Origin of the sequence: Streptomyces sp. NPDC006134 (assembly GCF_040628835.1) — a bacterium.
In the GTDB taxonomy this organism is placed as follows: Bacteria; Actinomycetota; Actinomycetes; order Streptomycetales; family Streptomycetaceae; genus Streptomyces.
The window spans coordinates 6,900-18,216 of record NZ_JBEXTV010000092.1; the positions used below are offsets into that span (position 1 = coordinate 6,900).

The following is an 11,317-nucleotide window of genomic DNA, read 5'->3' on the forward strand; positions in this document are numbered from 1 at the left end:
CGGCGCGTCCCGGACACGGGCACGGCGCGTCCCGGACACGGGCACGGCGCGTCCCGGACACGGGCACGGCGCGTCCCGGACACGGGCACGGCGCGCCTCGGACGTGGGCACGGCGCGCCTCGGGCGTGGGCGCGGTTCAGGCGTGGGTCGGTGAGGGCTGCGGCGTGTCCGGGTCCAGGGCGTGGACCGGGCGGACGCCGCCGACGGGACGGCCGCCGCCGAGCACCTGCTCCCCGGCGAACTCGCCGAGCAGGGCGGGGTCGACCCCGGCGCGGGCGAGCGCGGCGGCAGCGACCGGGATGCGCGCCCGGTCGGCGCCGTCCGCGATCTTCACGGCGATGGCCCGGCCGTCGGGCAGCGCGGCGACCTGGACGCCCTCGAAGCCGTCCTTGGCGAGCAGTCCCGGCACCGCCCGCATCAGCGCGGCGACGTCCCGGCCGGTGCCGGAGGCCATCTCGGCGTGCTCGCGCATCGCGTCCGCCACGCGCGCCTCGGGGGTGCCGGGCGCGGCGGTGGTGATGCGGGCGGCGGCGCGGGCCAGGCCGTGCAGGGAGACGGCGAACAGGGGGGCGCCGCAGCCGTCGACGGTCACCCGGGCGACGCGCTGCCCGGTGAGGTCCTCGACGGTCTCGGCGACGGCCTGCTGGAGCGGGTGGGCGGGGTCGAGGTAGTCCTCCAGGGACCAGCCGTTGAGGTGGGCCGTGTACAGCATGGCGGCGTGCTTGCCGGAGCAGTTCTGGGCGAGGCGGGAGGGCGGGCGGCCCTCGCGGACCCAGGCGTCCCGCACGGCCGGGCCGAACGGCAGGTCGGGCACATTGCGCAGGTGGTCCTCGGTGAGCCCGGCGAGTGCGAGGATGCGCCGGGTGCCGGCCAGGTGGCGTTCCTCGCCGGAGTGGCTGGCGGCGGCGAGGGAGAGCAGTTCGCCGTCGAGCGGGAGACCGGCCCGGACCATGGCCACGGCCTGGACGGGCTTGAGCGCGGAGCGCGGGTAGAAGGCGGCCTCGGTGTCGCCGAGCCGGAACGGGACCCGGCCGTCCGGGCCGAGGACGACGACGGAGCCGTGGTGGACGCCCTCGACGATCCCGGCGCGTATGAGGTGGGCGACGGGGGCGTGGAGGGGCTCGCGGACCGGGGGTGCCGCCGCGAGGGAAGCGGGGGAAGCGGGGGAACTGGTGTTCATCACTGCCTGCGGGTCGTGGGCCGGTGTGCGGGTCACGCGCCGGCTCCGGGGTGGTCGGTGCGCGTGCGGCGCACGATGTCGGTCAGGGTGGCCTCGACGCGGTCGAGGTGGTGGGTCATGGCCTGCTCCGCGTCCCGGGCGGAACCGTCGGTCAGCGCCTGGAGGATGGCCCGGTGCTCGCGGTCGGACTGCTCGCGCCGGCCGCCCCGTTCGTTGAGGAACGCGGACTGGCGGGCCAGCGCGTCGCGGATCTCCTCGATGACCCGGCGGAAGACCGGGTTCTGCGTGGCTTCGGCGACGGCCAGGTGGAAGAGGGTGTCCATCGCGGCCCACGCGGTGGTGTCCGCCTCCCGCTCCATGCGGTCCAGCAGGCGCGTCAGGTGGTCGAGGTCCTCGGGTGTGCGGCGCCGCGCCGCGTACCCGGCGACCGGGATCTCGACGTGGCGGCGGACCTCCAGCAGGTCGCCGGCGGCGTAGTCGCCGAAGGTGGGGTCCTCCACCGCGGTGGCGACGACGAAGGTGCCCTTGCCGGTCCGGGAGACGGTCAGCCCCATGGTCTGCAGGGCCCGCAGCGCCTCGCGGAGCACGGGCCGGGAGACCTCCAGGGTGCGGCACAGCTCGGCCTCGGAGGGCAGCTTGTCACCGATCGCGTACTCGCCGCGTTCGATGGCGCCGCGCAGGTGGCCGAGGACCGCTTCCGTCGCGCTCACGCGCCGCGGAACCGGACCACCGGCTGTCTGGCTGTCTGACAGGTTCACGGGGCGATCGTGCGGGTCCCACCGGCCCCCTGTCAAGCGGACCGGCGGGGCCCGGCGGCGAACCGGGCCCGCGCGGCGCCGGGGAACCGGCCGGCGGCGGTTTCCCATGGTGGTGTTACCTCCACCTTCCCCCCGGGGGACACCGTCATTCCGCGGCCGGAGATCCGTACCCATACTGGAGCACATGGCCAATTCCATAGTGCTCACCGAGAAATCGCCCACCGAGAACTCCTCTCCGCGCGGAAAGGAAAGGGAGAGAGGAACAGGGAGGGAAAAGGAGAGGGAAAAGGGAAGCGATTTTTCCGAGCTCTCCCGCCGTATCGCCGACGCGGGGCTGCTCCGGCGCCGCCCCTTGTACTACACCCTCCGCTTCGGCGCGGTGGCCCTCGCGCTCGCGGGAGGGGTCACGGCCTTCCTCGCCCTGGGGGACAGCTGGTCCCAGCTGTTCGTCGCCGCCGCCCTGGCCGTGGTGTTCGGACAACTCGGGCTGGCCGCACACGACCTGGCGCACCGGCAGGTCTTCACCCGCCGGCGCCCCAGCGAGACGGGCGGCCTGCTGGTGGCCAATCTGCTGCTGGGCATGAGCTACGGCTGGTGGATGAACAAGCACACCCGCCACCACGCGAACCCCAACCACGAGGAAAAGGACCCGGACGTCGCCCCGGACATCCTGGTGTGGTCGCGGCGTCAGGCCCGCAAGGCGAAGGGACTCCCCCGTTTCGTCGGCAAGCACCAGGCCGCACTTTTCTTTCCGCTGCTGACGCTGGAGGGCCTCAATCTGAGTTTCAGCAGTTTCAAGGCGCTGCGCAGCCCGTCGATGAAACGGCCGGTTCTCGAGGGGACGCTGCTGGTCGCTCATTTCGTGCTGTACTTCGGCGGCCTGTTCACGGTCCTCCCGCCCGGCAAGGCGCTCGCCTTCGTCGCCGTGCACCAGGGCCTGTTCGGGATCTACCTCGGCTCCGTCTTCGCCCCCAACCACAAGGGGATGCCGATGATCGAGGAGGGCACGCGGCTGGACTTCCTGCGCCGTCAGGTGCTCACCTCCCGCAATGTGCGGGGCGGGGTGCTCGTCGACGCCTTCATGGGCGGGCTGAACTACCAGATCGAGCACCATCTCTTCCCCAGCATGCCGACGCCCGCCCTGGGCAGGGCCCAGGTCATCACCGAGCGGTACTGCGCCGAGCTCGGCATCCCCTACCACCAGACGGGGCTGCTCGCCTCGCACCGGGAGGCGCTGCGCCATCTGAGGAGCGTCGGGGAACCGCTGCGCCAGGCCCGCTGAGCGGACTGGGGCGGAGCGCGGACCGCAGGGCGCGGACCGCAGGGCGCGGACCGCAGGGCGCAGACCGCAGGGCGCGGGCCCTCACCTCCAGACCGCTTCGGCCAGGGCCACGCCCGCGCACGCCGCGCCCAGCCCGGCCGCCACGCTCGCCACGGCGTTGACGGTGGCGTAGCGGCGGGCCCCCGTCTCCGCCAGCCGCAGCGTCTCGTAGGAGAAGGTCGAGTACGTCGTCAGTGCCCCGCACAGACCGGTGCCCAGCAGCAGCTGCAGACGGGAGCCGGCGGCCCCGGCCAGCGCCGCGCCGGTCAGCAGGCCGAGGACGAGGCAGCCGACGACGTTGACGGTGAAGGTGCCCCAGGGGAACACCGAGTCGTGCCGGGACTGCACGGCACGGTCGGTGAGGTAGCGCAGCGGGGCGCCGACCATGGCGCCCGCGACGACCAGCAGCCAGTTCACCGCGGCTTCCCGCCCTTCCCCCGCGGGACGCCGGGAGCGCCGTCGGGGGTGTCCTCCCGGCCCCCGTACCTGATCACCTCGCAGTCGTCGAGGACGGCGAGGCCCTCGGTGACCAGCTCGTCGAGCTGCGGCAGGAAGGCTCGTACGCGGTCTTCGGTGTCGATGATCACGACGGCCACCGGGAGGTCCTCGCTCAGGGACAGCAGCCGTGTGGTGTGGATCAGACGGGAGGCCCCGAAGCCCTCGACGCCGCGGAAGACGCCGGCGCCCGCGAGGCCGGCCGCGCGCGCCCGGTGGACGATCTCCGAGTACAGGGGCCGGTGGTGCCAGGTGTCGTTCTCGCCGACGAAGACGGTCAGGCGCAGGGCGCTGCCGGCCGATCTCATCATGGCTGCCTCCGTTCCAGGGCGCGGCGGGCCGCCCAGGACCCGAGCCACACCGCCGTGAGCGCCGCGAGCGGGGTCGCGGCGAGGTAGGCCAGGGCCGTGCGGACGTGGCCGGTGCCGATCAGCTGCCGGATGTCGACGGCGTACGTCGAGAAGGTGGTGAAGCCGCCGAGCACGCCCGTGCCGAAGAAGGGCCGCACGAGCCGGTGGACGGTCCGCGGGCCGGTGAGGACGGCCATGAAGACGCCGATCACGGCGCAGCCTGCGACGTTGACCCAGAAGGTCGTCCAGGGGAAGCCCCCGGTGTGCGCCGGCCACCAGAGGGACGCGGCGTAGCGGGCCGCGGCGCCCGTGCCCCCGCCGAGGGCGACGGCCGCGACCACCGGGGCCTGGGTGCGCCCGGCAGACCGCCGCGGGGCGGCCGGCCGGACACCGAGGCCCTGTGCTTCGGGGGCTGTCATGCCGGTGCGTCTCCTCCTCGCCGCGGATCGGGTCTCCGGGCACACACTGCCGCGAGCAGGGGGCGGGCGGCGGCACCGGTGCTGCGGTCGGGGCAGGGCGGGCTCCCGCGCCGCGCCGTGGGGCGATCGCGGCCGGACCGTGCCGGGAACAGGCTAACGCCGCAGGTGGGCGAGGGTCACTTCGGGGCGGGCGCCTCACGGGCGCCGGTCGCCGTCCGGTGGCCGGAGCGGCGGCGGGTGAGGTGGAGGGCGGCGTTCCCCTCGCCGTCGACGGCCGGAACGGACCGCCGCGCCGCGGGGAACCATCCCGGGCGGAGCCCGGGCCCCGCCCGGAGACGGGGAGGCGGCGCAGGGGCCAGGGGACCCGGGTGAGACGGAGCCCGGGCCCCGCCCGGGGCCAGGCCCAGGTCCGGGGCCAGGTCCAGGTCCGGGGCCAGGCCCAGGTCCGGGGCCAGGTCCGGGTCCGGGGCCGGGGCCGGGGCCGGGGCTCCTGCGGGCTCAGCGGTGGCCGAACCAGGCCATCGCCGGCAGCGCCCGGTCGTCGTAGCCGAACAGGGCCTGGTTCTCCCAGCCGTTGCCGGAGGACGGGTCGGCGGGGTCCCAGCCGTTGCCGTTCACGGCGGTCCAGGTCGCCTCCCAGGAGAAGACGCCGAGACCGCGGCCGTTCGGGACGGCCTCCACGATGCTCGCGATGTCGTTCATCCACCTGGTCTGGCCGGCGGTGGTGGCCGGGTAGCCGGCGACCAGCTCGCCGGGGAGGTCGATGATGTTCTCGTGCGCGTCCTCGCTGTCGAGGCGGAAGGGGTAGGCCGTCTCGGCGACGAAGACGGGCTTGCCGTAGCGGGCGGCGGCGTCGTCCAGGGTGGTCTGGAAGTCGTACAGCGAGCCGTGCCAGTAGCCGTAGTACGACAGGCCGATGGCGTCGAACTTCACGCCGTTGGCGACGGCCGAGTCGAACCACCGGCGGGTGCCGGCGAGGTCACCGCCCTTGGCGAGGTGCAGGGCGACGGTCGTGGAGGGTCCGACCGCCTTGACCGCGTCGTAGCCGGAGTTGAGCAGTCCGGCGAGCTGCGGCCAGTTGTCCGTCGAGCCCTCGTTCCACAGCATGCCGCCGTTGATCTCGTTGCCGACCTGGACCATGTCGGCGGTGGTGCCCTGGGCCTTCAGCGCGTTCAGCACGTCGTACGTGTGGTGGTACACGTCCGTCTTCAGCTGGCTGTAGGAGTGCCCGGCCCAGGCGGCCGGCTTGGACTGGGCGCCCGGGTCGGCCCAGGTGTCCGAGTAGTGGAAGTCGACGAGCAGCTTCATGCCCTGCGCCTTGACGCGCTTGGCGAGGGCGAGGACCCGCGTCTTGTCGTTGTAGCCGTCGGCCGGGTTCACCCAGACCTTGAGCCGGGCGTGGTTCATGCCCGCGGACTTCATGATGGCGAGCGGGTCGGCCGTCGTGCCGGAGCCGGTGCGGTAGACCCCGCCCAGCGCCTCGCTCTTGGCGAGGGAGGAGACGTCGGCGCCGTGGATGGTGGTGCCGGACGTGCCCGGGGCGAAGGTGAGGTCGTCGACGTTGATCCAGTTGCCCGCGTTGGCGTCGCTGTTGACGCTGATCGTGCACTGGTTGTTCGTGACGTTCACCGGCACGACGATCCGCAGCCAGCCGCTGGCGGAGACCGGGAGGTCGGTGCGCTGTTCGGCGCCGCCGCAGTTCTTGAGGGCTATGTACGCCGCGTTCTGGCCGCCGCCGGAGCGGACCCAGGCGGTCAGCTTGTACCTGCCGTTGGTCAGGCCGGAGAGGTACTGGTACGTCTCCACCTTGTAGGCGGTGGACGCCCAGTGGCTCAGCCGGTGGCTGCCGCCGTGGCCGCCGGCCTCGGTGAACGAGGCGCCGGCCGAGCCGTACTCCGACCAGCCGCTGGGCGTGCCGGTTCCGGTGCCGTCGGTCTCGAACCCGCCGTTGGTGAGCGTGCTCGCCGCCTGGGCGGTCTGCGCCGGAAGCGCGGTGAGGGCGAGCCCCGCGGCCAGCGGCGGCAGCAGGGTCCTGAGGGTGCGTCCGGGATGGAACATCGTCGTCCGTCGTCCCTTCGACGTCGGGGGTGGGGAGCCCGTCACGTGGTCGTGAGGGGCCCCCTCCGCCCGCGGCTCGCCGGCTCGCACGGGCGGAGGGGAGTGACGGGTCCGCGGCTCAGCCGTCGAGCCGTACGACCCGGACGGCTCCCGCCGGGACCGTGAGGCGGCCCGCGGCGCGCTCGCCGGACGGCAGCTCGGTGCCGGGGGCGTCCAGCGGCACCTCGGCGTCCGACGCGGAGTGGTTGATCGCGAACAGGTAGGTGCCGGACTCGCCGGTGCGGCGCACCACCTCGACGTCGTGCGGCAGTGCGGCGCGGGGGGCGATGCGGGCGTCCCGGGCCGCCCGGTCCAGCACCGCATCCAGGCCCTCGGCGCCGAGGCGGGTGGAGACGTACCAGGCGGTGCCCTCGCCGAGGCGGTGGCGGGTGACGGCCGGGTGGCCGGCGGCCGGGCCGTCGGCGTACGTCCACACGGTCTCGGCGCCGCGCGGCACGACGAACTCCGTCCACACGTCCCCGGCCGGTCCGGTGCCGTCCGGGCCGGTCAGCCGCACCCGCTCCCCCGCCGGCAGCGGCGAGAACTCCTCCACCGTCAGCCCGAGGACGTCGCGCAGCGCGCCCGGGTGGGGGCCCTCGTGGACGGCGTCGTGCTCGTCGACGATGCCGGAGAAGTACGACACGACGAGGGTGCCGCCCCCCTCGACGTACCGGCGGAGGCTGGTCCCGGCCGCCTTCGTCATCAGGTACAGGGCGGGGATGACGACCAGGGGGTACGCCGACAGGTCGGCTTCGGGGTGGGCGAAGTCGACCGTGAGGTGGCGGTCGTAGAGGACCTCGTAGAAGGCGTCGGCGCGCTCGCGGGCGTCGTGGTCCTCGCTGGGGCGCCACGGGAGCGTCTGCGCCCACCAGGAGTGCCAGTCCCACAGCATCGCCGCGTCCGCCTCGGTGCGGGTGCCGCGGAGCTCGGACAGGGCGCCGAGCGTGGCGCCGAGTCCGACGACCTCGCGCCACACACGGGTGCCGGTGCCGCCGTGCGGGACCATCGCCGAGTGGAACTTCTCGGCGCCGCGCCGGGACTGGCGCCACTGGAAGAACAGGGCGCCCTCGGAGCCGCGGGCGACGTGGGCGAGGGAGTTGCGGGCCATCTGGCCGGGGGCCTTGGCGGGGTTGCGGGGCTGCCAGTTGACGCCCGAGGTGGAGTGCTCCAGCAGCAGCCAGGGGGCGCCGCCGGCGACGGAGCGGGTGAGGTCGGCGGCCATCGCCAGGTTGACATGGGTGCGGCGGCCGTCGGTGATCAGGTAGTGGTCGTTGGTGACGAGGTCGACCTCGCGGCCCCAGGCCCAGTAGTCGACGGAGTCGCACTGGCTCAGGGCCGTCATGAAGTTGGTGGTGACCGGAATGCCGGGCGAGAGGCGGTGCAGGATGTCCCGCTCGGCGACGAAGTTCTCGCGCAGGGTGGCGTCGGCGAACCGGCGGTAGTCCAGCGCCTGGGCCGGGTTGCCGACCGTGGGGGTCAGGCGCGGCGGGTCGATCTGGTCGAAGTCCGCGTAGCGCTGGCCCCAGAAGGCGGTCCCCCACGCCTCGTTGACCGCCTCGACCGTGCCGTACGTCCTCGCCAGCCAGCGGCGGAAGTGGGCGGCGCAGGTGTCGCAGTAGCAGGCCGAGACGGGGACGCCGTACTCGTTGTGGACGTGCCACATCGCCAGCGCCGGGTGGGCGCCGTAGCGCTCGGCGAGCTCGGTGGTGATGCGCGCGGCGGCGGCGCGGTAGGCGGGGTTGCTGTGGCAGATGGCGCCGCGGGAGCCGAACGCGTACCGCACGCCCTCGGCGGTCACCGGCAGCGCCTCGGGGTGGGCGCGGTAGAACCAGGCGGGCGGCACCACGGTCGGCGTGCCGAGGTCGACCCGGATGCCGGCCTCGTGCAGCAGGGCCAGGACCCGGTCGAGCCAGCCGAAGTCGTACTCCCCGGGCGCGGGCTCCAGCAGCGCCCAGGAGAAGATCCCGACGCTCACCATCGTGACGCCGGCCTCCCGCATCAGCCGGACGTCTTCCTGCCAGACCTCCTCCGGCCACTGCTCGGGGTTGTAGTCCCCGCCGAAGGCGAGCCCGGTCAGGCCTGCGGGGGTGGTCTCCGGCATGGGTTGTCTCCCGGTGGATCGATCGGTCGGAACATGCGGTTGGGACATACGGTTGGGCATGTGCTGGGAACGTGCACACACATCGGTGGCGACGTGAGCCCAACATAACCGCACGGAAACAATCATTGACAAGTGTCTGGGATGTTTCTCTACTGTGAACGCTCACAGAAGCATGACAGGCCCCCGCGGCAGGCGGGGGCCCAGGTCAGGGGAGAGATCCATGCCGTACACGAAGCGCCGCCGCCTCGTGACATCCGCCGTCGCCGTCGCGCTCGGCGCCACCGCCCTCGCCGCCTGCGGCTCCTCCGGCGACGACAGCGAGGCCCAGTCGGGTCCGGTCTCGCTCACGTACTGGACCTGGACGCCCGGCATGGACAAGGTCGTCGACCTGTGGAACAAGGGGCCGGGCAAGAAGGAGCAGATCACCGTCACGGCGAAGAAGCAGGCGTCCGGCGACACGCTGGTCACCAAGATCCTCACCGCGCACAAGGCGGGCAAGGCGCCCGACCTGGTCCAGGCCGAGTACCAGGCGCTGCCGACGCTGGTCAGCAACGACGCCCTCGCCGACATATCCGACGAGGTCGGCGACGTGAAGGGCAAGTTCGCCGACGGCGTCTGGCAGCAGACCACGCTGGGCACGGACGCGGTGTACGCGGTGCCGCAGGACATCGGGCCGCTGATGTTCTACTACCGCCAGGACCTGTTCGAGAAGTACGGCCTGGACGTCCCCGAGACGTGGGACGAGTTCGCCGAGACGGCGCGCAAGCTGAAGAAGGCGGCGCCCGACAAGGACCTCACCACCTTCTCCGCCAACGACTCCGGTCTCTTCGCGGGCCTGGCCCAGCAGGCCGGCGGAAAGTGGTGGACGACCTCGGGCCAGAAGTGGAAGGTCGGCATCGACGACGAGGCGACGAGGAAGGTCGCGGAGTTCTGGGGCGGTCTCGTCAAGGAGGGCGCCGTCGACAACCAGCCGATGTACACCCCGGCCTGGAACAAGGCGCTCAACACCGGCAAGCAGATCGCCTGGATCAGCGCCGTGTGGGCGCCGGGCACGCTGACCACGGCCGCGCCCGACACCCGGGGCAAGTGGGCCATGGCCCCGCTCCCCCAGTGGTCCGCGAACGAGAACCGCACCGGCAGCTGGGGCGGCTCCTCCACCGCCGTCACCACGGACTCCGAGCACAAGGACGCCGCCGCGAAGTTCGCCGCCTGGCTGAACACCGACGCCGACGCCCTGAACGCGCTCGCCAAGGAGGGCGGCATCTACCCGGCGTCCACCTCCGCCCAGCTCAGCGGCGCCTTCACCAGCCCGCCGGAGTACTTCTCCAACCAGCCGGACTTCTACACCAAGGCCGCCGAGATCGCGGAGACGACGGTGCCGGCCGCCTGGGGCCCGAACGTCAACGTCGCCTACACGTCCTTCAAGGACGCCTTCGGCGCCGCCGCCAAGAACAAGTCGGACTTCACCGCCGCCCTGGAGACCATGCAGGACGACACGGTCGCCGACCTGAAGAAGCAGGGCTTCGAGGTCGCACCGTGAGCGGCGGCACGGCACGCCGGAGGCCGTACGGGACCAGGACCGCCCCCTACGCCCACCCGTCTCCCGCCACCGCCCTCAAGGGAGCGCTTCGCGCGCCCTACTTCTTCGTCCTCCCCGCCGCCCTGCTGTTCCTGCTGTTCTTCGCCCTGCCCATCGGCTACGCGGTCTGGCTCAGCTTCCGCAAGGTGAAGGTGTCCGGCCTCGGGCTGGGCGCCGGGGCCCGTACGGAGGTGTGGGCCGGCCTGGGGAACTACGCCGACGCCCTCTCCGACAGCGAACTGCTGGACGGCGCGCTGCGCGTCCTCGGGTACGGCTGCGTCGTCGTGCCCGTGATGCTGGGCCTGGCCCTGCTGTTCGCGCTGATGCTCGACTCCGAGAAGGTCCGCCTCGCCCCGGTCACCCGCCTCGCGATCTTCCTGCCGTACGCCGTCCCCGGCGTCGTCGCGGCGCTGCTGTGGGGCTTCCTGTACCTGCCGGACGTCAGCCCGTTCTACTTCGTGCTGGACAGGCTGGGCCTGCCGCAGCCGGACCTGCTGGACGGCGGTCCGCTCTACCTCGCCCTGGCGAACATCGCGGTGTGGGGCGGCACCGGCTTCAACATGATCGTCATCTACACCTCGCTGCGGGCGATCCCGGCCGAGGTGTACGAGGCGGCGAAGCTGGACGGCGCCGGCCCGCTGCAGATCGCGCTGCGGATCAAGATTCCGATGGTGGCGCCCTCCCTGGTGCTCACCTTCTTCTTCTCGATCATCGCCACGCTCCAGGTGTTCAGCGAGCCGACCACCCTCAAGCCCCTCACCAACTCCGTGTCCACCACCTGGAGTCCGCTGATGAAGGTGTACCAGGACGCCTTCGGCAAGGGCGACATCCACGCGGCCGCCGCCCAGGCGACTCTCATCGCCCTGGTCACGCTGGTGCTGTCCTTCGGCTTCCTGCGGGCCGCGAACCGCCGCACCAAGCAGGAGGCTTCCTAATGCTGGTGTCAAGCGGCAAGCGTGACGGGCGGTGTGACTTGGTAGCACCGTCGGTCACGGATGAGGGCCCACAGGACGTTGA

The 11,317-nt window shown here is 72.8% G+C and carries 10 protein-coding genes; 3 read left to right on the forward strand and 7 right to left on the reverse strand.

The features are described 5' to 3' along the window. Positions 1-136: 136 nt before the first annotated feature. Both ABZ340_RS34645 and ABZ340_RS34650 read right to left on the reverse strand, forming a co-directional pair. A complete protein-coding gene (locus tag ABZ340_RS34645; protein WP_358785872.1) occupies positions 137-1,180 on the reverse strand; it encodes an asparaginase in 1,044 nt (347 codons plus the stop codon). Positions 1,181-1,212: 32 nt separating this feature from the next. Beyond that, positions 1,213-1,938, reverse strand: coding sequence for a FadR/GntR family transcriptional regulator (locus ABZ340_RS34650; protein WP_358785863.1), 726 nt, complete (start codon positions 1,936-1,938; stop codon positions 1,213-1,215). A gap of 184 nt (positions 1,939-2,122) precedes the next feature. Between ABZ340_RS34650 and ABZ340_RS34655 the strand changes: the two genes are divergently transcribed. Then, positions 2,123-3,220: an acyl-CoA desaturase gene (locus ABZ340_RS34655; protein WP_358785864.1), complete on the forward strand. Its 1,098-nt coding sequence runs from the start codon at positions 2,123-2,125 to the stop codon at positions 3,218-3,220. 81 nt (positions 3,221-3,301) lie between these two features. Here ABZ340_RS34655 and crcB (ABZ340_RS34660) read toward each other — a convergent pair whose 3' ends face one another. From crcB (ABZ340_RS34660) to ABZ340_RS34680, 5 genes are all read right to left on the reverse strand, one after another. Next, positions 3,302-3,676, reverse strand: a complete 375-nt coding sequence (gene crcB, locus ABZ340_RS34660; RefSeq protein WP_358785865.1) for a fluoride efflux transporter CrcB — start codon at positions 3,674-3,676, stop codon at positions 3,302-3,304. Further along, a complete protein-coding gene (locus tag ABZ340_RS34665; protein WP_358785866.1) occupies positions 3,673-4,065 on the reverse strand; it encodes a DUF190 domain-containing protein in 393 nt (130 codons plus the stop codon). Before ABZ340_RS34665 ends, crcB (ABZ340_RS34660) begins: the two co-directional genes overlap by 4 nt. Continuing rightward, a complete protein-coding gene (gene crcB, locus ABZ340_RS34670; RefSeq protein ID WP_358785867.1) occupies positions 4,062-4,523 on the reverse strand; it encodes a fluoride efflux transporter CrcB in 462 nt (153 codons plus the stop codon). The genes ABZ340_RS34665 and crcB (ABZ340_RS34670) overlap by 4 nt, the downstream gene beginning before the upstream one ends. A 498-nt stretch (positions 4,524-5,021) precedes the next feature. After that, the gene (locus tag ABZ340_RS34675) at positions 5,022-6,581 is read right to left on the reverse strand and encodes an arabinogalactan endo-1,4-beta-galactosidase (RefSeq protein WP_358785868.1); all 1,560 of its coding nucleotides are present in this window, start codon (positions 6,579-6,581) and stop codon (positions 5,022-5,024) included. Positions 6,582-6,699: 118 nt separating this feature from the next. Continuing rightward, positions 6,700-8,721: a beta-galactosidase gene (locus ABZ340_RS34680; RefSeq protein WP_358785869.1), complete on the reverse strand. Its 2,022-nt coding sequence runs from the start codon at positions 8,719-8,721 to the stop codon at positions 6,700-6,702. Positions 8,722-8,941: 220 nt separating this feature from the next. Here ABZ340_RS34680 and ABZ340_RS34685 point away from each other — a divergent pair, with 220 nt between their 5' ends. Both ABZ340_RS34685 and ABZ340_RS34690 read left to right on the forward strand, forming a co-directional pair. Further along, positions 8,942-10,261 carry an extracellular solute-binding protein gene (locus ABZ340_RS34685; protein WP_358785870.1) on the forward strand — a complete coding sequence of 440 codons (1,320 nt, stop codon included), beginning with the start codon at positions 8,942-8,944 and terminating at the stop codon, positions 10,259-10,261. Next, positions 10,258-11,235: a sugar ABC transporter permease gene (locus tag ABZ340_RS34690; protein WP_358785871.1), complete on the forward strand. Its 978-nt coding sequence runs from the start codon at positions 10,258-10,260 to the stop codon at positions 11,233-11,235. Before ABZ340_RS34685 ends, ABZ340_RS34690 begins: the two co-directional genes overlap by 4 nt. Positions 11,236-11,317 lie beyond the last annotated feature (82 nt).

Bases quoted from the DNA above. Each gene is read 5' to 3' on its own strand.
- ABZ340_RS34645 (WP_358785872.1), bottom strand. From the start codon at position 1,180: ATGAACACCAGTTCCCCCGCTTCCCCCGCTTCCCTCGCGGCGGCACCC.
- ABZ340_RS34655 (WP_358785864.1), top strand. From the start codon at position 2,123: ATGGCCAATTCCATAGTGCTCACCGAGAAATCGCCCACCGAGAACTCC.
- ABZ340_RS34665 (WP_358785866.1), bottom strand. From the start codon at position 4,065: ATGATGAGATCGGCCGGCAGCGCCCTGCGCCTGACCGTCTTCGTCGGC.
- crcB (WP_358785867.1), bottom strand. From the start codon at position 4,523: ATGACAGCCCCCGAAGCACAGGGCCTCGGTGTCCGGCCGGCCGCCCCG.
- ABZ340_RS34675 (WP_358785868.1), bottom strand. From the start codon at position 6,581: ATGTTCCATCCCGGACGCACCCTCAGGACCCTGCTGCCGCCGCTGGCC.
- ABZ340_RS34680 (WP_358785869.1), bottom strand. From the start codon at position 8,721: ATGCCGGAGACCACCCCCGCAGGCCTGACCGGGCTCGCCTTCGGCGGG.
- ABZ340_RS34685 (WP_358785870.1), top strand. From the start codon at position 8,942: ATGCCGTACACGAAGCGCCGCCGCCTCGTGACATCCGCCGTCGCCGTC.